Origin of the sequence: Marinobacterium arenosum (assembly GCF_019795155.1) — a bacterium.
Taxonomy (GTDB): domain Bacteria; phylum Pseudomonadota; class Gammaproteobacteria; order Pseudomonadales; family Balneatricaceae; genus Marinobacterium_C; species Marinobacterium_C arenosum.
In genome coordinates this window covers 20,745-38,939 of record NZ_JAILYN010000043.1, presented here as the reverse complement: position 1 = coordinate 38,939, position 18,195 = coordinate 20,745, and the positions used below count along the sequence as shown (strand labels likewise).

Genomic DNA, 18,195 nt, shown 5'->3' with positions numbered 1-18,195 from the left:
TTAGGTTGCTTGCCTTGATAAAGCTTTTGTTGCCTTATCCCGACAAGCGCCCACACGAATTACTTGATCAATTTGTTAAAGAGCGTGCTGAGCGTTCTGCTCAAGCGAGGCGCATATTCTAGCAAACCCCGCTTCGCTGTCAACCGTTTTTTTCAACTTTCGCCGCCGTGGCGACTACTGTGAAGCGGCTGAAAGCGGGTCGGTTATTATCGTTAATTTCGATTAAAAATCAACAACTTATTTCCGACCTTCCCGGCTTGCTGAGTGGCCGTTTCAGGCTGTCTCCCCAAGCGAGGAGGCGCATTCTACAGACCCCACCGAGGGAGTCAACAGCTTCTTTTCAAAAAGATCTTTTTTATTCTATTTGAGGAAGCATCGGATCGATTAAAAATGAATAGATGCTTAATGTTTAACCAGCGCCAACCAGAAGGCTATAAACATAGCTAACAGGTACGTTAAAAAACGATAGTTGCTCTTAACCAGGCTTAGGAATACGGCGGCGTTGCCACCAACCCAGTAATACCAACAGTGCCAGTACCGGCAGATAGAACCACTGTTTGTCGGGTCGCTCGGTCTCGATCAACAGGTGCTGTATCTCCCAGTCGAAGTCGATACCCGCCTTCTCCGCCGGACTGGCAAAGGCCACCATATCGACGATCACCTTGTCTTCCTCCATGACCAAACCAAGTCCCATCTGTTCCAGCCGGGCGGTACTGTCCGGCGGTCCCTGTACCGGCAGCTCGACAATCTTGGTCACATAATCACCATCGATGGTTTCCCCGGCCACCGACAACCGCAATTGACTACCTTGCGGCATCTGTTCCACCACCGAGGAAATTTCGCTGGCGGGCACCAATCGTTGCGGTGGGTAGAGCTGATCCCACCAGAAACCGGGGCGAAACATCGAAAAAGCGATCAGCAAGAGCAGCAGGGATTCATACCAACGGCTGCGCACAAACCAGAACCCCTGGGTTGCCGCGGCAAACGTTAGCATTGCGACAACAGCAGCAAAGATAGTCATTAGCAGGTGCCAGACACTGTCGATACCGATCAGCAGCAACTCAGTGTTGAAGATGAACATGAACGGCAATACGGCAGTACGTATGTCGTAGGTAAAGCCCTGTATCCCGGTACGGATCGGATCCGAACGGGCAATCGCGGCGGCGGCAAACGCGGCCAACCCCACCGGCGGGGTGTCATCCGCCAGAATACCGAAGTAGAACACAAACAGGTGTACCGCGATCAGCGGCACCAGCAGGCCATGCTGGGCGCCGAGGGTCACGATCACCGGCGCCATCAGGGTTGAGACGACAATATAGTTGGCGGTAGTGGGTAATCCCATACCGAGTATCAGACTGATCACCGCAGTGAACAACAGCATCAGCAGTACATTACCGCCGGAGATGAATTCGACGAACTCGGTCATCACCAGACCGATACCGGTCAGGGTGACAGTACCGACCACGATTCCCGCCGCCGCCGTGGCCACACCGATACCGATCATATTACGCGCTCCGCCGATCAAGCCATCCAGCAGATCCCGACCGCCCTGCCAGAGTTCCTGCTGCCAGGCCTGGCGGCGGAACAGCGCCTTCAGCGGCTTATGGCTGATCACAATGACGATCATGAACATCGTCGACCAGTAGGCCGACAGCCCGGGGGAGAATCGCTCCACCGTCAAACACCAGACCAGCACCACCACCGGCAGCAGATAGTAGAGGCCGGATTTCACGGTGACGCCGACATCCGGCAGGGAAACGATCTCCAGGTTCGGATCATCGAACTCCAGGTCCGGATAACCGGCAGCGTATCGAACCAGTAATAGATAGACCACCAGCAACAGCCCACTGGCAATCGGGTAGGCCCAGTTGCCCAGCAGCCCCTTGGTCCAGCCGAAGCCGTAATAGACCGCATAGGAGACCAGGATCAGCCCGACAATAATTGAACACCAGCCGAGCAGCCGCTGTGGCAGGGTCGCCTGGTGGCGACGTGGCAGCCCCTCCATGCCGGCCTTGCAGGCTTCCAGATGCACGATATAGACCAGTGCGATATAGGAGATCAGTGCCGGCAGGATGGCATGCTTGATCACCTCCAGGTAGGAGATGCCGACATACTCCACCATCAGGAACGCGGCGGCCCCCATGATCGGCGGCGTCAGCTGACCGTTGGTGGATGCGGCCACCTCCACTGCGCCGGCCTTGTAGCCCGGGAAGCCGACCCGTTTCATCAGCGGGATGGTGAAGGTGCCGGTGGTGACCACATTGGCGATCGACGAACCCGACACCAACCCGCTGAGCCCGGAGGAGACCACCGAGGCCTTGGCCGGCCCGCCACGCATATGCCCCAATAGCGAGAAGGCGACCTGGGTGAAGTAGTGGCCGGCCCCGGCCCGGTCCAGCAAGGCGCCGAACAGCACGAACAGGAACACGAAGCTGGTCGACACCCCCAGAGCCACCCCGAACACCCCTTCGGTACTGAGCCACTGATGCGACATCGCCTTGTTGAGGCTAGCGCCCTTATGGGCGATCACATCCGGCATATGGGGCCCGGCAAAGGTGTAGAACAGGAACAGCCCGGCCACCACCATCAGCGGCGGCCCCAAGGAACGTCGGGTCGCTTCCAGCAGCAATGCCATACCGCAGACCGCCACCACGATATCGACGGTATTGGGCGCACCGGCCCGGCCCGACAGTTCGGTATGGAAGATCACCAGGTAGGAGGCGGCGAAAGCACCGGCGAAGGCATACAGCCAGTCGTGCAGCGGTACATGGCTGCGCGGCGACGCAGAGAACGCCGGGAATGCGGTGTAGGCCAGGAAAATGGCAAAGCTCAGGTGGATCGCGCGGGCCTCGGTGTCGTTGAACACCCCGAAGTTCAGCACAAACGGCAACGGCGACGCATACCAGAGTTGAAACAGCGCCCAGGCCAGGGCAATCCCGGAGATTACCCATTTGACTTTGCCTACAGGTACACGACCGCCGCTATCGGCGGCGGCGGCCATGTCGGCCGCCTTCTGATGCTCTGATCCCTTCACGGCAACCTCTTCGCCTCAGTTCAGGCGCAGGCTAGCGGGCCAGCACCTGGCAGCGGTCCCTACAGCAGCCCCGCTTCGCGGTAGTATTTTTCGGCCCCCGGATGCAGCGGTGCCGACAGGCCGTCCGTTACCATCTCCTCTCTCTTCAGGTTGCCGAATGCCGGATGCAACTTGCGGAAATCGTCGAAGTTCTCGAACACCGCCTTGACCACCTGATAGATCACCTCGTCCGGCACACTGGTAGAGGATACGAAGGTGGCGCCGACGCCGAAGGTATTAACATCCTGATCATTGCCACGATACATGCCACCTGGAATGGTGGCGGTCCGGTAGTAGGGGCGCTCCTTGATCAACCGGCTCACGGCTTCACCGCTCACGTCAACCAATACGCTGTCGCAGGTGGTTGTTGCCTCCTTGATCGCGCCGCTGGGATGACCGACCACATAGACCATCGCATCGATCTTGTTGTCGCACAGCGCGCTGGCCTGCTCAGAGGCTTTCAGTTCGGAGGCCAGCGTAAAATCGTCCATACTCCAGCCCTTGGCCTGCATCAGCACCTCGATGGTACCGCGCTGACCGGAACCGGGATTGCCGACATTGACCCGCTTGCCTTGCAGATCGTCAAAGCTGCGGATACCGGCGTCGCTGCGAGCCACCACGGTAAAGGGCTCGGGGTGGATCGAGAACACCGCCCGCAGCTCCTTGTTGGGCCCCATCTCCTCGAACTGGCTGGTGCCGTGGTAGGCGTGGTACTGCCAGTCGGACTGGGCCACCCCCATGTCCAGCTCACCGGCGCGGATGGTATTCAGGTTGTAGATCGAGCCGCCGGTGGATTCCACCGAGCAACGGATACCGTGATCCTTGCGGCCCTTGTTGACCAGCCGGCAGATCGCCCCGCCGGTCGGGTAGTAGACACCGGTGACCCCTCCGGTACCGATGGTGATGAACTGCTGCGCCGCCGCGAGCCGCGGCGCAGCCAGTGTAGCCATAGCCAGTCCTGCGGCCAACAACACGGCGGTAATGACATGTTTCATGGTCATTCCCCCTGTCAATGCCAACAACAGACCCACTGAATCGATCTAGATCGATCATGAGCACTTGCTACAAAATTAGTCTAAGTATTGGCCTGTTCCGCGGATGCCGCAACGCAGCGCCACCGTTCCGGGCGCCTGGCTAAAAAAATGGCCGGTCCCCCGACCGGCCAAAGCACCCACTCTTGCGAGGTTGTTCACGTCAAGCGTGAACCAGGGGAGATGCGCTGGATCTCAGCGCGAAAAACGGCGTACCTTGCGGTACGGAAAGACGTCGACGATATCGCCGCGACGAACCTGCTCCTGCATCTGATGCCAGAACCCGACATCCAGCAGGTCGCCGTGCAGTTCGTTGAAAATCTTGCGCACAGTCGGGTTGCAGGCAGTCAGGATGCTGAACTCCTCGGGGAACACATCATTGGGGCCCACCGAGTACCAGGGCTCGCCGGACAGCTCCTGCTCCGGGTAGATCGGCTCAGGAATACGGCGAAAATTACACTCAGTGATATACATGATCTCGTCGTAATCGTAAAACACCACCCGGCCGTGGCGGGTCACGCCGAAGTTCTTGAACAGCATATCGCCGGCGAAGATATTGGCCGCCGCCAACTGTTTGATCGCCTTGCCGAACTCGTTGATAGCGTGAAACAACGCATACTCGTCATGGCCGGCCAGCGCCTTGTCGACATAGATATTCAGCGGCTCCATGCGGCGCTCGGTCCACAGGTGGCGAATGGTAACACTGTGCTGATCAACAACGATCGACGAACCGGCAACCTCTTGTAGCTCGCCCAGCAACGCCTGATTGAACCGTTCTCGCGGAAACACGAAATTGGTGAACTCCTGGGTATCCGCCATACGGCCGACCCGATCATGGCGTTTCACCAGCTGGTACTTTTCCTTCACCGTCTTGCGGGTGACATGCTTCGACGACGAGAAGCGGTCCTTGATCACCTTGAACACGATCGGATAGGAGGGCAGCGTGAACACCGTCATCACCATCCCCTTGATCCCCGGCGCAACAACGAACTGATCGGCGGACAGCTCCAGGTGGTCCATGAAAGCGCGGTAGAACTCCGCCTTACCCTGCTTGTAGAAACCGATCGAGCTGTACAGCTCGGCGAGCGATTTACCCGGAATCAATGAATGCAGAAAGCGGATAAATTCCGACGGTACGTTGACGTCGACCATGAAGTAGGAGCGGGTGAAACTGAACACGATCGAGACTTCATTTTCGTCGGTGATCGCGGTATCCACGTAGACCGCCCCCTGCTCATTGTGCAGGACCGGCAGTACGAACGGCCACTGCCGTTCACCGAAGTGCACCCGGCCGACGATATAGGCCCCCTTGTTGCGGAAAAACCGGCTGCGCACCACCTCGACCGTCCCCACCTGGCGGGCGTCCAGCTCCTCCGGCAGGTTCTTGCGGACATAGCTGGCCAGATTGCGTAGATCGCGGCGCTTGTTCTCCCAGGGGATAGCGAAGGCGTAATCGTCCAGCAGCTGGCTGAGCATCGCCACCAGCCCTCGCTCCAGCGTATAGACCCGGTAGATCTGGTCGCCGGAGTGGATCTCCTTGCCTTCCATGGTGGAGCGGATGAACATATGCTCGTTGTCGATCTGGCGGTGCTTGAACACCTTGCAATACAACGAGTTGTAGAAGGTTTCCGCCAGCTCGCCATCAGTACGCCGCCAGATCAGCCGGATATAGGCCTGTTTGGCGTCGTGCCAGAGGCCGGCGTCATACACCTGCTCGCCAATTTCGGCGATGATCGCATCGGCCGCCTGCTGGGAGTTGATCTCGTACAGGTCGATCCGCTCGCCGACCGCCTGCTGGATACCGTGCCAATCGGCCTGCTCGAACAGTCGCTGCGCCCGTGCAGTGATCGTCTGAAAGCGGTCCCGGTAATCGATGAAGCGTACCAGCACGGCTTCAGCGATACGCTGCGGGTACTGCGACATCATATCCGGTGGCCCTCCTCATTTGCGCCGGCACGGACGCCTGTTCGCATGGCCTTCGATTATCGGCAAATCACGCAGTTGCACCATCCCCCAAAAGCCGTATGTAACGTCATCGAAAACCAACCTGAGCACACTATTGTCTAAGGTCACAATCACCGTATAGTGCTCAGGATCATCTTTCAGGAGTCGGTTATGTATAGCCTACCCAAGCTAACCAGGGATGTTTCTCTCAACGCCATCGCGGTACTGACCAGCGGCGGCGACGCCCCCGGCATGAACCCGGCGATCCGCAGCGTGGCGCGCGCCGCGCTCAATGCCGGCATCGAGGTATACGGCGTCCAGCGCGGCTACAGCGGGCTGATCATCGGCGATATGGCGCTGCTGGATTCCGCCTCGGTCAGCAATATCGTACAGCGCGGCGGCACCATGCTGAAAAGTGACCGCTGCGACGCCTTCCGCGACCCGGCGGTGCGCAAACAGGCTGCCGCCATCCTGCGCGAGCGGGGCGTCGACGGCCTGGTGGTGATCGGTGGCGACGGCTCACTGACCGGCGCCCACCTGCTGGCGGAGGAATCAGGCCTGGCGGTGGTCGGCCTGCCCGGCACCATCGACAACGACATCTTCGGCACTGACGACACCATCGGCTTCGACACCGCGGTGACCACCGCACTGGAGGCGATCGACAAGATCCGCGACACCGCGCTGTCGCACGAACAGCTGTTCCTGGTCGAGGTGATGGGCCGTAACTCCGGTTTCATCGCCACCCAGGTGGGGTTGGCCGGCGGGGCCGAGATGATCCTGGTGCCCGGCTATGAGATCCAGGTCGAATCGATCTGTTTCCAGCTGGCCGCCGACCGCGCCGCCGGTAAAGGCTCCAGCGGCATCATTGTGGTCGCCGAAGGCCCCACCCCCGGATTGACCTACCGGCTGGCCGAGCGGCTGCGCAGCCACGACCAGACGGCCAAGGTGTGCATTCTCGGCCATATCCAGCGCGGTGGCAGCCCGACCGGCCACGACCGGGTGCTGGCCTCCTGCCTCGGCTTCTCGGCGGTGGAATACCTGCGCGCCGGTTACAGCGACATCATGATTGGCGTGCAGAATGGCCAAATCTGCCAGGTGCCGCTGGAAGACGTGGTCAATCGCAGCAAACCGCTCGACCCGGCGCTGGTCGATCTGGTCCACCTGCTGCACAGGTGATGCCGGCCATGCTCAACAGCGAGGGACCGCTGCAGCGCTACCGACAGCGGCTGACCGAACCCGACTTTCAAGACGATCCCGCCCAGCTCCGGGCGGTCGAGCAACTGGATGCGCTCTGGCGACAGCTGCAGCAGAAACCGCGTTGGTGGCGGCGCCGGCCCCCTGTGCACGGACTCTACCTGTGGGGCCCGGTCGGCCGTGGCAAGACCATGCTGATGGACCTGTTCACCGGCTGCCTGCCAGCCGATCAGGGCTTGCGACTGCATTTCCACCACTTCATGAAGGAGGTACACGGCGCCTTGCTGGCCGCGTCCGGCCGGGCCGACCCGCTGGCCTGGGTGGCTGATCGGTTCGCCGAACGAGCCCGGGTGCTCTGCTTCGACGAGTTCTACGTCGACAATATTGGCGACGCCATGCTGCTCGGGCGGCTGCTGCGTCACCTGTTCGCGCGCAAGGTCGTGCTGGTCGCCACCTCCAATCAACCACCGGCGGGCCTCTATCCCGACGGCCTGCACCGCGACCGCTTTCTGCCGGCGATCGAGTTGCTCGAACAACAGCTGACGCAGGTCGATCTGGCCGGGCCACAGGACCACCGCCGCCGCCAGCTGACCGCCAGGCCCAACATCTTCGTCGACCAGCCCGAGGCATTGGCCGGTTGCTTCCACCAGCTCAGCGACCAACGGCCGGCCCGGGCCGGCTATATCGAACTGAACAGTCGTACCCTCCCCTGCCTGGCGGCCGAAGAGCACTGCATCTGGTTTCATTTCGAAGCGTTGTGCAGCGGACCGCGCAGCGCGCTGGACTATATCGCCCTGGCCGAGCGTTACGAATCTGTACTGGTCAGCGGCGTGCCGTTGCTCTACGGCGAGCGGCGGGAGTGGATCAAGGCACGCGGTACCGAGGATGGTGCCCGCGCCAACAGCACCGGCGAGCGTCAGGTATGTTGGGCGGCCCAGGATGATCCGGCACGGCGCTTTATCTCACTGGTCGACGAGCTGTACGACCGGCAGGTGAAACTGTATATCGAGGCGGCTGCGCCGGCGGCACAGCTCTATCCAGCCGACGGTGCGCTGGCGTTCCAGTACCAGCGTACCCTGAGCCGGCTAATCGAGATGGGCTCGCTGGAGTACCAGCAACAGCCCGCCCGGCGCAGTGAAACGCTGTTCAGCCCCGGCGGTCGGCCACGAACGGATTGGTACGACGCTCGTGGCCAAAGGTGGACATCGGCCCATGTCCCGGAATGAAGGCAACCTCGTCACCCAGCGGGAACAGCTTGTCGCGGATCGATGCGATCAACGTCGCATGGTCGCCCTGCGGGAAGTCGGTGCGGCCGATCGAACCCTGGAACAGCACGTCGCCCACCAGCGCCAGCTGTGACGGGGCATGGTAGAACACCAGGTGGCCCGGCGTGTGGCCCGGGCAATGCAAGACTTGCAAAGTCTGATTACCGACGCTGACGCTGTCGCCGTCCTCCAACCAACGGTCCGGGGTAAAGGTCTCGACCGGCGGGAAACCGAACATCTGGCTCTGCTGGCTCAGGCCGTCGATCCAGAATTGGTCGCCCCGCTGCGGTCCTTCAATCGGCAGGCTGGCGCTGGCCGCCAGTTCGGCGGTGCCGCCGGCATGGTCGATATGAGCATGGGTCAGCAGGATCTTCTCCAGCTGAACGCCCTCCTCCTCGACCGCCGCCCGGATCCGTGCCAGATCGCCACCGGGATCGACCACCGCGGCCTTGCCGGTCTGCTCACACCAGATCAGGGTACAGTTCTGCTCGAACGGGGTTACCGGAATAATTCGATATTTCATGACCTCACCACTTTGGGAACCTGCAAAGTGGCGCCAGTATAGCGGCAGCATCATCCACGGCGCCAGAGCGCCATCATACGCCGACTGAAGGCCTTCACCGGACGCCGATACAGCTTGCGGGCCAGCGGCCAGGCATCGGCCAGCAGCGCAGCCTCACGCTGACGGATCAAGGCGTTCACTGTCGGCAGGTCATCCTGCCAAACCAGAATCCGCTGCTGCTGGAGCAGGTCACGCAGCATATGCAGGTCATGCAGCTGACCGAGCAACAGGCCTAGCCGTTTCAGGTCGCCACGGTCGCGGCGACACGGCTCGGGAAGCAACAGCTCCATTTGGTAGAGCAAGCGCTTAACCGACTTGCGCCAGTTATGCAGCCGGGTATCGTCCAATTCCAGCTGCAACAGCTTCCACTGTCGCCGGCCGCGGCCGTAACTGCGTTCTAACGCCAGCTGCACAGTCTCGGCGTCGAAGCGCTTTAACGGCAGTTTTTGGTATTGCCGCTGCAGATTATCCAGCAGCGATTCGGTTGCTATCGGCTTTCGCCGCTGCTGCCGATAGTAATGCACCAACGGCGTCTCAAGCCGTTGTCGCAGTTCTCGATGACCATAGTCGCCAAACAGCCGCGCAAGCGTATCCAGCATCACCTTGGCGTCGCGACTGCCGGCCAGGCTGTCCGCCAACTGCTTGGCGGCCTCGTTGCCGGCCTCATAGTCGCTCTCCGTCAACACCGGCCGCATCAGCTGCAGCAACGCGCGCAGCTTTTTCATCTGTACCCGGACCTTGTGGACCGCCCGGTCGCGATGGGCACTGTCCCGCAGCTGCTGCTCAAGCTTAGTCAGCTGTCGCTGCAGACGCCGCTTTACCTGCTTGGCCAAGGGTTTGCCCCTAGGCTGCAAATGCCAGACCATCAGTCTACCTCCCTGGAGTTGTCGCCCAGCCATCGGTCGATGCTGCGCGCCTCAATGCTCAGCGGCGCGGATTGCCCCGGCAGCAGTACCGCACAGCCCGCCAGATAACGCGGCCGCTGCACCGGCGAAAGCCAGCCGAGGGTTTCCAGCACCGAGGCGCCATATTTGAAGTCATGCGCCCGGTCGGATTTCAGCATCAGTCGCTTGATTAGCAGATCATGCAGCTGCCGGCCATCGCTACCATAGGGGAACGCCAGCAGCTCTGCCCTTACAGCCGCCTCATCCTGCCCCAGCAGCCGGTCGATCCGCGCCAGCCGGTCGGCCAGCGGGCGTTGTCTGCCATCCTCGGTCAGTTCAGCAAGCCGCAGTGGCCGCAGTTGGCCCGAAAAACGCTGTTGCCGCATCCGCACCAGATAGGCCACCGCCTGCAGCAGCAGTAGCCGGCGATTGTCCGGTTCCGCCAGTTGACGCCACAGCCAGCCCATCGCGTGGCTGACCGTTACACAGTGCAGCATCGGGATACTCGGCTGCTGCATCACCCGCTCCGCCGCGGCCAGGAATATCGCGTCCCAGACCGCCTGCACCACGCCCCGCTGCAGATACTCGACCACCGCATGGCAACACTGATCGGCATCCGCCTCGGCCAGCAGCCCGATCAGCCGTTCGGTGGCTTGAGGATCGCTGCCGGCCCGGAACGCTACCAGCGGAATCTCAGCGGCCCGCATCCGATTGGCCGGGTAGTCCCGCCGGGTCCAGTGTTCGGCACCCGCGCCGCCGGCATCCTCCGCAATCGATGCGTAGCCGAGCGCCCGTAGCACCCAGTCCAACTGCTGGCCGCCCGCCAGTTGCAGCATACGCCAGGCATGGCAGAGGTAGATCGCCTTGTGGCCGATGGCATGAAAATCACGCACCGCGGCCAACGCCAGGATCTCGAACGCCCGGTGCGCGCCCTGGCTTTGCGCCATTGCCACCGCCGCCCGGTCGACCGCCGCTTCATCGCGTGCCGACAGCGCCTCGGCAAGCGCCACCGGCGCCCGCTCTGGCGGCGGCAGCCCATCCCAGTCATCGAACGGTGCCAGTTGCCAGCCGCCCTGGTTCAGATTGCGCTGCTGACTGAATTTGAAATAGTCCAGATTCCAGAGGATCGGCACCCAGCCGTTGCGGCCGCCGTCGCCGGCGCTGATCCGCCGCGCGGCGTCGACCATCATCACGGCGTGGAACTTGAAGCCGACCGGTCGCGGCTGGATCTGGCGCATGCCCGCGAGCTGGATCGCCCATAGCAGTTCGCCACGGCCGAGCCCCGAACGGATCAACGGCAGCACCTTCGGCGTCAGTTGATCCCGCGGCGTCTGTTCGATCAGAGCCACCAACGAAGGCAGCGCCGAGTCCGACCGATCAGCCGGTTGTGCCAGCAGCGGCCAACCGCACAGCCAACCCGGTGCGCCGGCGCCGTACAGTAGCAGTTGCCGTCGTCGCATACCTTTAACCCCTGTCTAGCCAGCTGCCCCTCAGGGCTATCCCCATAGTGTAGCGGCTGGGCTACGCTTATCAGGCAGGGAGCTGAAATTGGCCGGAGGCCTACGAGGAGAATATGATCATGTCTCTTGCACCACGTATTGAACGCTATCTGCAGGATCAGCATGTGAACTATCGCCGCATCAACCACCCCTATGCGGAGACTGCCATGGGCTGCGCCATCGCCGCCCAGGTACCGCCGGAACGGGTAGCCAAGGCGGTATTGCTGTCCGATGATGAAGGGTTCTATATGGCGCTGATTCCGTCCAACAAGCAGCTGGATATCAATGCCGTCAATATGGCGACCAACCGCCTGCTGGACCTGGCGCCGGAACGCGACGTCAAACTGATGTTCGACGACTGCCGGCCAGGCGCCGTGCCGACCCTCGGCATGGCCTACCGTATACCGGTGATCTTCGATGACGCGCTGACCGAGCAGCCGGAGTGCTATATGGAAGCCGGTGACCATGAAAGTCTGGTCAAGGTGGAAAAAAACGACTTTATGCAGATGATGGGGCAAGCCCGTCACGCCCACTTGACCCACTAAGCCCGTTGGGCAAAACCGACCTTACCGGTCGGAGCTGACACAGCCGACGGCAGTACCGCCGGCTGTGGTCAGATCAAGGTTCCAGTGGCCGGTACTCCAGCAACAACACCTCCACGTCCGCCAGCGCCCGTTGCGGTATTCTCAGCGTAAAGTAGGATGCCCGCTTGGTCTTGCGGTGAACGAACTGCGGCTTGTAGCGCGCCCGGTATTGTTCCGACCCCAGTGCCACAACAATCGCGCCATGGGGTACCCGAACGTCCTTGTCCACCCGGGTCACCCGGCCGCGTACCACCCAGTCCTCCCCCTCGGCATAGGCCCGGACATTGTATAGACGCACCAGTTCATGGGGCTGTACCTTGAGTTCCGGCTGTGCCAACACCACCAGCGAAACCAGCAGCAACAACGCTGCCGGCAGCATCTTCCAGCCACGACGGATAACCATATGCCTCCCCCTGCAGCGCACCGATCACTTTCAGCAGGTTAGGCAGGCATCGAGCAGCGAAGTTCGCACCCGCCCGTAACGCGGTAGCCGAGAAGACTACGAACCCATCAGGTTAAGGCGGTAACCCATCTCGAAGATATTCTCGATCGCATCCTGCGCCCCCAGTTTGCGGCGCAACCGATGCACAAGTATCCGCAATGACTGGAAATTACCGGCCTCGCAATCCCAGACTTCGACAAAGATCTGCTCGAACGCCACCACAGCGCCCTGATGACGGCACAGCAAGTCGAGAAATTTCTGCTCTTTCGGGGTCAGCCGTATCGTTCGACCGGCACGCAACAGGGTACCGCTGTAGAGGTGGTAGCTGGCATCCTGCGAGAGCTGGATACTGGGCTGTTGTCGGCCATTACCGCTGCTGCGCAACGCCAGATTTTCCGCCTGCAGTTGCTGCTCGCGGCGGTGCAGCCGGGCGGCCAGCCGCAGGCTGCGAACCAGATCCTGTTCCCGCACCGGCCGGCTGACGAAACCGGCGGCCAGCGCCTCCATTGCAGCTGAGCCTCGCGCTTCGGTATCGCTCAGGAACACCACCGGCAGATTGAACTGGCGTAGCAACTGGCCGGCCAGTTCGACCACGACGAGCGGCTCAGCCAACGCATCGGACAGCAAGATCAGCGTTGGCGACAGCTGTTCGCAGATCTGCAGCGCTTCTTCACCATCGGCGCAGCTGCCGATCACATAGAAGCCGTTGTCCAGCAGAATTTTCTGCAGTCGCGCCACCTGTCGGCTGTCCGGCTCGACGATCAGCAGTCGCTCGTCAAGGGCCCGCATCATCCCTCTATCTGCTCCAGGTACTGCAACCAGCTGTTGGCTAACGAACGAGTATCGGCGAACTGTTGTGCTTCATGGAAGCTGTGACGCGCCCCGTCCAGCTGTTCCATCCGTAGCCGGGCGATCCCCTGCAACAGCAGCAGCCGCTCCGGCTGCTTCGGTTTCAGTTGCAGTGCCTGTTGCAGGGAGCGGTCCGCCTCACGCCACTGCTGGCGGTCGATCTGCAGCCGGGCGATCCGGGTCAACAAGTCGGCGTCCGGCGTCTGACGGGCCAGCACCTGTAGCTGCTCCAGCGCCTGCTGGTGCTCGCGGGCCAGCCCCCAGGCATTGGCCAGCAGCTTGCGGTTGCGCGCGCTGTCTTTCAGCCGCTTGCCGGCCAGCGCCTTCTCCAATACCTGGGCGGCCTGGAACGGCATCTGCTGCTGCAACATCAGCTGGGCCAGCAGCCGCTGGTTGCCGCCTCCGGCCAGGTAGCCCTGTTCATAGGCGATACGCAGGGTCGCCAGCGCCTCGCGGTTACGCTTGAGCTGCAACTGCAGCGAGGCGATCTGGCTCCAGTAGGTTTCCTTTTCCGGTACCATCCGCACCAGCCGGCGCAACACCACCAGCGCCCCCGGCCAATCCTTCAGTTGCAACAGGCCGGCCAGCTCCAACTGGTGCCAGCTCTCCGGCGCATCCGGCGTGCGCCGCAATGCGCTACGAATATGACGCACCGTGTGGCGCCACTGCTCCAGCTGGCTGTAGGCTTGCGCCAGCCAGAGGTAGTCGTCGGCGCGAATCGTCTGCGGCGCCTGCTCGCCCGCCTGCTTGAGCCACAGCTCCAGCAGCTCGATCCCGTTGCGCCAGTGCTGCTGTTGCAACTGCAGTTGAGCACGCAGGTGCAGCAACCTCAGCTGCTGTTCAGCCGGCAGCGCCTGCAACTGGTAGGCGGCGCGCAGTGCCTTCAACGCCTGCGGATAATTTTCCAGCTGCAGCTCCACCTGACCCAGTGACTGCAGTCGCAGGGCATTGGCGTAGGGCCGGCGCAGGCTGCCTGCCAGCGCCTGCAGCTGCTGGCGCGCAGCCTGCCAGTCGGCCTGTTCCATCAACGCGTGCACCGCTTGCAGCTGCTTGTATTCCGCCTCGTTCAGGCTCGGCCCCTGGGCGGCCTGCAACCAACCCGCCCAACAGCAGAGCAGTACCATCAGCCAGCGAGTCATCTTATCTCTCCAGTTTGAATTCCAGCGTCTGCTGCGCCTGGAAGGCCACCGGCTGGCCGCCCTGGGTGCGCGCCTTGAAGCGCCAGCGCAGGATCGACCGCTTGACCGCGCTGTCGAACACCCCCGGCGGGTTGGAGGCGACCACCTTGATCGAGCCCGGCTTGACGCTGCCATCGGGGTTGACGGTGAACTCGACCGTGACCTCGCCCTCGATCCCCCGGCTGATCGCCCGGCGCGGATAGCGCGGCGGCACCCGCACCAGCGGCATCGCGCTACGATCGACGGCGGTCGGCATCACCGGCGCCGGCAGGCCGTCCAGGCTGGCATCCAGCTGCAGCGACAGGCCGAGCTCGATCTGCGGCATATCGATCTGCAATTGCGGGCTGTCGATGGCTACTTGCGGCTGGCTGAACTGCGGCATCGCCGGTTCCGGCTCCGGCTGGCGCTGTTCCGGCAGCGGCGGACGCTGCCGTTCCAGCAACCGGGCTTCGCTATCCTGACGCACCTGCAGGAAGTCGAACTGCACCGGGGCACTGCGCTCACGGTTCTGCGACTTGCCCAGTCCGGCCATCTGCTGCATCGCCCAGAACAGCAACAGCGACAGCAGCAGCGCCAGCGGCGCCATCAGCAGTGCACGGACCATCAGGGCACCCCCGGCGTGGTGGCCACCGCATACTGCACATTGGCCAGCCGCAGCTGATCCAGTACTTTGACCAACTGACCGGTGGTGGCCTGTTCATCGGCCTGTACCACCACGCTGAGGTCGGCCTGCTCGGATTTCAGCCGCTCCAGCGCCGGTCGCACCATGCGGATATCGACCATCTGGCGGTCGAGCCAGATCTCGTTATCCGCGCTGATAGCGATCATCACCGCGCTCTTGGCCTTGGACTCGCTGGTCTGGGCGTTGGGCCGGGTCACGTCGATACCCGCCTCGCGCACGAAGGAGGTGGAGACGATAAAGAAGATCAGCATGATGAACACGATGTCGAGCATCGGCGTCATGTTGATATCGGCATCCTCTTCGGCCCGGTTCCACAGTTTTCCGGATCTCATACGGCTCCCTCCTGAAGGCCGGCCTGCAGGCGCTGTTTCTCCAGATCACTCCAGCGCTGCAGGCGGTTAAAGATCAGCAGCCCGCTGACCGCCACCACCATACCGGCCAGCGTCGGCAGCGTGGCGCGGGCCACGCCGGCGGCCATCAGTCGCGGATTGCCGGTGCCGTTCAACGCCAGCGCATCGAATACCTGAATCATGCCGGTCACGGTGCCGAGCAGACCGACCAGCGGGCAGAGCGCGATCAGCGTCTTGATCAGCGGCAGTTGCTCGCTCAGTGCCAGCTCCAGGTCGCAGCGCAGACTCTGCCGCTGCCAGCCCTGACGTGCCTGGGCCAGCGCCCGGCTCAGCGCGCCGCGCAACTGCGGATAGACCCGGAACTTGAACCAGAGCCGCTCCAGCAACAGCGACCAGAGCAGCACGCAGAGCCCCAGGATCAGGTACAGCACCCAGCCGCCGGCATGCAGAAACTGCTCCAGCGCCAGCCTGAAGTCGATCCACTCAAGCGGCATGACGCTGCTCCGTGCCGGTCTGTTGTTCACGGTGTTCGGCCAACCGGCCGAGACTCTTCTGCTGCAGGATCTGCAGGATCCGGCGGCTACGGCTGCTCAGCAGGCTGTGGCTGAACAACAGCGGGATCGCCACCACCAGGCCGAACACCGTGGTGATCAGCGCCTGGGAGATGCCGCCGGCCATCAGTTTCGGGTCGCTGGTGCCAAACAGGGTGATGCTCTGGAAGGTGCCGATCATGCCGGTCACGGTACCGAGCAGGCCCAGCAGCGGCGCCACCGCCGCCAACAGTTTAATCAGCGTCTGGCCGCGCTCCAGCCCCGGCAGTTCACGCACGATCGCCTCGTCGATACGCAGCTCCAGCTCCGCCAGCGGCAGCCCGGTGCGGTCGGCCGCCTGCAGTACCCGGCCCAGCGGGTTGCGCTCGCTCGGCTCGGCCCGCTTCAATTGAGCACGCACGCCGGTATCGATCCGCGCCAGTTGCAGCAGCCGCCAGGCCGCCACCAGCAGGCCGATCAGCCCCAACGCCAGGATGATGTAGCCGACCGCACCACCCTGCTGCAGCCGTTCCGACAGGCTGGGCATCTTGTCCAGCAGCGCCAGCAATGCACCGCGGGTCGGGTCGATCAGCAACACCTCGCCCTGCCCCTTGGCATAAGCGGCCGCTTCGGCAACCACCCCGCCCGCCGGCTGGCGCGGCAGCTCGACCAGTTGCTGGCCACCGGGCAGATAGTTCAGGTAGCTGCCGTCAACGGCGACGGCGGTAAAGCTGCCCACCCGCACCACCTCACGCCGCTGACGGCTGCCGTCGGCGGCGATCAGCTCGGTCTCGAAGCGCTGGATGCGGCCGGACTCGGTCATCTCCTGCTGCAGGCTGTACCAGAGGGTTTCCAGCTCCTGCAGCGTGGGAATCCGCTTGCTGTCGGCAAATGCCAGCGTCTGGTCGCGTTGCGGGTACTGGGCGCTGACCAAAGAATCCTGCAACTGGCCCTGCAGTTCGCGGGCGTGCTGTTTGACCACCCCGAACACTTCACCGAGCTGGCCGGAGCGCTGGCGCAATCTTTCCTCCAGCGTTTGCAATTCGGCTTCGTTGCCGTCGAACTGCGCTTTCAACTGTTCCTGCCGCTGGCGAGCCCGTTCCAGCCGGGCGCGGCTGTCGCTCAGTAGCTGTTGCTGTTCGGCCAGAGTCTTGCTGAAGGCTTGTTCACGGCTACGGTTCTCGGCGCCATCCTGACGTTGGAACTGGCGCACTTCGTTCAGCAGGTTATCCAGGCTGTCCGCCGCGTGGGCTTGCGGCACCACCAGCAGGCACGCCAGCAACAGGCCGCCGACCAGGGTGGAAAACAGAGTATTGCGGGCCATCAGTTCACCTCCGGGGTCGGCAGCGGCAGGTCGAGCAGCTCCGGCACCGCCTGTTGCCAGGCGATCCGGATCGCTTTATCCAGAGTCGGGTTATGGCTGTCGGCCAGCGGCTGCCAGCGCTTCTCAGCCGGTTGCCAGAGCGCGCTCTGACGGCCGTCCAGTGTCTGGTAATAGAGCGCCGCGCGGCCGAGGCGCAGGAAGTTAACCTGTCGGTTAGTACCGTTATCGACCAGTTCGCCACGGTAGGCTTCCAGGGTACGACCGTAATCCACCTCGATCAGGTAGGCCTCCAGGATCTGGCGATACTTCTCCGCCAGGCTGATATCGGCGCGGGCCAACAGATTGTTCAGCCGCGCGATGCGCTGGCGACGCTCATCAGGCAGAAACGGGGTATCGGCGGCGACGAAACGGTCCAGCATCTCGACCATCCGGGCCAGCATCGGCAGCACTGCCTGTTCGGTCTGCTCCAGCGAGATAATCTGTTGACTCAGGTCGTCAATCTCCGCCTGCTGGGCCGACACCAGCTTCTGCAGCTGGCGGTTATAGGCTTCGACCAACTCGGCCTGGCGTTCGACCGCCCGGTACTCGGCGTAGGCAGCCCGCGCCTGGTCATCCAGCTGATCGATCTTCTGCTGTGAACGCTTATCCTGTTGGTGGCCCTTTACGACTGCCGCGGTGGCCTGCTGCAGCGGATCAGCCGCCAGCGACGGCGTACTGAACAGCAGTGCCGCCAGCATTGCCCCCGGTAGGCTCGCCCAGCGCATTAACCCCTTTGTATTCATATCCATCCTGATCTAGAAATCG

The 18,195-nt window shown here is 62.5% G+C and carries 17 protein-coding genes; 3 read left to right on the top strand and 14 right to left on the bottom strand.

Annotated elements, in window-relative coordinates; all coding sequences use genetic code 11:
• Window positions 1-475: 475 nt before the first annotated feature.
• The 3 genes from K6T12_RS16830 to aceK form a co-directional block, all read right to left on the bottom strand.
• Window positions 476-3,001 carry a TRAP transporter permease gene (locus tag K6T12_RS16830; protein ID WP_222224037.1) on the bottom strand — a complete coding sequence of 842 codons (2,526 nt, stop codon included), beginning with the start codon at window positions 2,999-3,001 and terminating at the stop codon, window positions 476-478.
• A gap of 92 nt (window positions 3,002-3,093) precedes the next feature.
• Window positions 3,094-4,068: a TAXI family TRAP transporter solute-binding subunit gene (locus tag K6T12_RS16825; RefSeq protein ID WP_390879093.1), complete on the bottom strand. Its 975-nt coding sequence runs from the start codon at window positions 4,066-4,068 to the stop codon at window positions 3,094-3,096.
• A 231-nt stretch (window positions 4,069-4,299) separates the two neighbouring features.
• Window positions 4,300-6,030, bottom strand: coding sequence for a bifunctional isocitrate dehydrogenase kinase/phosphatase (aceK, locus tag K6T12_RS16820; protein WP_222224035.1), 1,731 nt, complete (start codon window positions 6,028-6,030; stop codon window positions 4,300-4,302).
• Between the two features lie 189 nt (window positions 6,031-6,219).
• Between aceK and pfkA the strand changes: the two genes are divergently transcribed.
• Together pfkA and zapE are read left to right on the top strand one after the other, a co-directional pair.
• Window positions 6,220-7,224: a 6-phosphofructokinase gene (pfkA, locus tag K6T12_RS16815; RefSeq protein WP_222224034.1), complete on the top strand. Its 1,005-nt coding sequence runs from the start codon at window positions 6,220-6,222 to the stop codon at window positions 7,222-7,224.
• Window positions 7,225-7,232: 8 nt separating this feature from the next.
• Window positions 7,233-8,468, top strand: a complete 1,236-nt coding sequence (gene zapE / locus K6T12_RS16810) for a cell division protein ZapE (RefSeq protein WP_222224033.1) — start codon at window positions 7,233-7,235, stop codon at window positions 8,466-8,468.
• Here zapE and K6T12_RS16805 read toward each other — a convergent pair.
• From K6T12_RS16805 to K6T12_RS16795, 3 genes are read right to left on the bottom strand one after another with little or no spacing between them, the layout of a single operon-like run.
• Window positions 8,389-9,030 (bottom strand): MBL fold metallo-hydrolase, encoded by a 642-nt coding sequence (locus K6T12_RS16805; protein WP_222224032.1) that lies wholly within the window; start codon window positions 9,028-9,030, stop codon window positions 8,389-8,391. The two genes, zapE and K6T12_RS16805, sit on opposite strands and share 80 nt — an antisense overlap.
• Before the next feature lie 50 nt (window positions 9,031-9,080).
• Entirely contained in the window at window positions 9,081-9,902 is an 822-nt protein-coding gene (locus tag K6T12_RS16800; RefSeq protein WP_222224031.1) for a CHAD domain-containing protein, read from the bottom strand.
• A 32-nt stretch (window positions 9,903-9,934) separates the two neighbouring features.
• The gene (locus K6T12_RS16795; protein ID WP_222224030.1) at window positions 9,935-11,413 is read right to left on the bottom strand and encodes a hypothetical protein; all 1,479 of its coding nucleotides are present in this window, start codon (window positions 11,411-11,413) and stop codon (window positions 9,935-9,937) included.
• A gap of 119 nt (window positions 11,414-11,532) precedes the next feature.
• Here K6T12_RS16795 and K6T12_RS16790 point away from each other — a divergent pair, with 119 nt between their 5' ends.
• On the top strand, window positions 11,533-11,997 hold the full coding sequence (locus K6T12_RS16790) for an aminoacyl-tRNA deacylase (protein ID WP_255611831.1): 465 nt from the start codon (window positions 11,533-11,535) through the stop codon (window positions 11,995-11,997).
• A 73-nt stretch (window positions 11,998-12,070) separates the two neighbouring features.
• Here K6T12_RS16790 and K6T12_RS16785 read toward each other — a convergent pair whose 3' ends face one another.
• The 8 genes from K6T12_RS16785 to K6T12_RS16750 form a co-directional block, all read right to left on the bottom strand.
• The gene (locus K6T12_RS16785) at window positions 12,071-12,439 is read right to left on the bottom strand and encodes a hypothetical protein (RefSeq protein WP_222224028.1); all 369 of its coding nucleotides are present in this window, start codon (window positions 12,437-12,439) and stop codon (window positions 12,071-12,073) included.
• 96 nt (window positions 12,440-12,535) lie between these two features.
• Complete coding sequence (locus K6T12_RS16780) at window positions 12,536-13,270, bottom strand: response regulator transcription factor (RefSeq protein ID WP_222224027.1); 735 nt, start codon at window positions 13,268-13,270, stop codon at window positions 12,536-12,538.
• Window positions 13,267-14,466, bottom strand: coding sequence for a hypothetical protein (locus tag K6T12_RS16775; protein WP_222224026.1), 1,200 nt, complete (start codon window positions 14,464-14,466; stop codon window positions 13,267-13,269). The genes K6T12_RS16780 and K6T12_RS16775 overlap by 4 nt, the downstream gene beginning before the upstream one ends.
• A 1-nt stretch (window position 14,467) precedes the next feature.
• Window positions 14,468-15,109: an energy transducer TonB gene (locus K6T12_RS16770; protein WP_222224025.1), complete on the bottom strand. Its 642-nt coding sequence runs from the start codon at window positions 15,107-15,109 to the stop codon at window positions 14,468-14,470.
• Window positions 15,109-15,519, bottom strand: a complete 411-nt coding sequence (locus K6T12_RS16765) for an ExbD/TolR family protein (protein ID WP_222224024.1) — start codon at window positions 15,517-15,519, stop codon at window positions 15,109-15,111. The genes K6T12_RS16770 and K6T12_RS16765 overlap by 1 nt, the downstream gene beginning before the upstream one ends.
• Complete coding sequence (locus K6T12_RS16760; protein WP_222224023.1) at window positions 15,516-16,031, bottom strand: MotA/TolQ/ExbB proton channel family protein; 516 nt, start codon at window positions 16,029-16,031, stop codon at window positions 15,516-15,518. The genes K6T12_RS16765 and K6T12_RS16760 overlap by 4 nt, the downstream gene beginning before the upstream one ends.
• A complete protein-coding gene (locus K6T12_RS16755) occupies window positions 16,021-17,391 on the bottom strand; it encodes a MotA/TolQ/ExbB proton channel family protein (RefSeq protein ID WP_222224022.1) in 1,371 nt (456 codons plus the stop codon). Before K6T12_RS16755 ends, K6T12_RS16760 begins: the two co-directional genes overlap by 11 nt.
• Window positions 17,391-18,173 (bottom strand): DUF3450 domain-containing protein, encoded by a 783-nt coding sequence (locus tag K6T12_RS16750; protein ID WP_222224021.1) that lies wholly within the window; start codon window positions 18,171-18,173, stop codon window positions 17,391-17,393. Before K6T12_RS16750 ends, K6T12_RS16755 begins: the two co-directional genes overlap by 1 nt.
• Window positions 18,174-18,195: the final 22 nt, after the last annotated feature.

Coding starts and splice junctions, on each gene's coding strand:
- K6T12_RS16790 (WP_255611831.1), top strand. CDS start 11,533: ATGTCTCTTGCACCACGTATTGAACGCTATCTGCAGGATCAGCATGTG.
- K6T12_RS16785 (WP_222224028.1), bottom strand. CDS start 12,439: ATGGTTATCCGTCGTGGCTGGAAGATGCTGCCGGCAGCGTTGTTGCTG.
- K6T12_RS16825 (WP_390879093.1), bottom strand. CDS start 4,068: ATGAAACATGTCATTACCGCCGTGTTGTTGGCCGCAGGACTGGCTATG.
- K6T12_RS16775 (WP_222224026.1), bottom strand. CDS start 14,466: ATGACTCGCTGGCTGATGGTACTGCTCTGCTGTTGGGCGGGTTGGTTG.
- K6T12_RS16780 (WP_222224027.1), bottom strand. CDS start 13,270: ATGATGCGGGCCCTTGACGAGCGACTGCTGATCGTCGAGCCGGACAGC.
- zapE (WP_222224033.1), top strand. CDS start 7,233: ATGCTCAACAGCGAGGGACCGCTGCAGCGCTACCGACAGCGGCTGACC.
- pfkA (WP_222224034.1), top strand. CDS start 6,220: ATGTATAGCCTACCCAAGCTAACCAGGGATGTTTCTCTCAACGCCATC.
- K6T12_RS16830 (WP_222224037.1), bottom strand. CDS start 3,001: ATGGCCGCCGCCGCCGATAGCGGCGGTCGTGTACCTGTAGGCAAAGTC.
- K6T12_RS16770 (WP_222224025.1), bottom strand. CDS start 15,109: ATGGTCCGTGCACTGCTGATGGCGCCGCTGGCGCTGCTGCTGTCGCTG.
- K6T12_RS16765 (WP_222224024.1), bottom strand. CDS start 15,519: ATGAGATCCGGAAAACTGTGGAACCGGGCCGAAGAGGATGCCGATATC.
- K6T12_RS16805 (WP_222224032.1), bottom strand. CDS start 9,030: ATGAAATATCGAATTATTCCGGTAACCCCGTTCGAGCAGAACTGTACC.
- K6T12_RS16795 (WP_222224030.1), bottom strand. CDS start 11,413: ATGCGACGACGGCAACTGCTACTGTACGGCGCCGGCGCACCGGGTTGG.
- K6T12_RS16755 (WP_222224022.1), bottom strand. CDS start 17,391: ATGGCCCGCAATACTCTGTTTTCCACCCTGGTCGGCGGCCTGTTGCTG.
- K6T12_RS16760 (WP_222224023.1), bottom strand. CDS start 16,031: ATGCCGCTTGAGTGGATCGACTTCAGGCTGGCGCTGGAGCAGTTTCTG.
- K6T12_RS16750 (WP_222224021.1), bottom strand. CDS start 18,173: ATGAATACAAAGGGGTTAATGCGCTGGGCGAGCCTACCGGGGGCAATG.
- aceK (WP_222224035.1), bottom strand. CDS start 6,030: ATGATGTCGCAGTACCCGCAGCGTATCGCTGAAGCCGTGCTGGTACGC.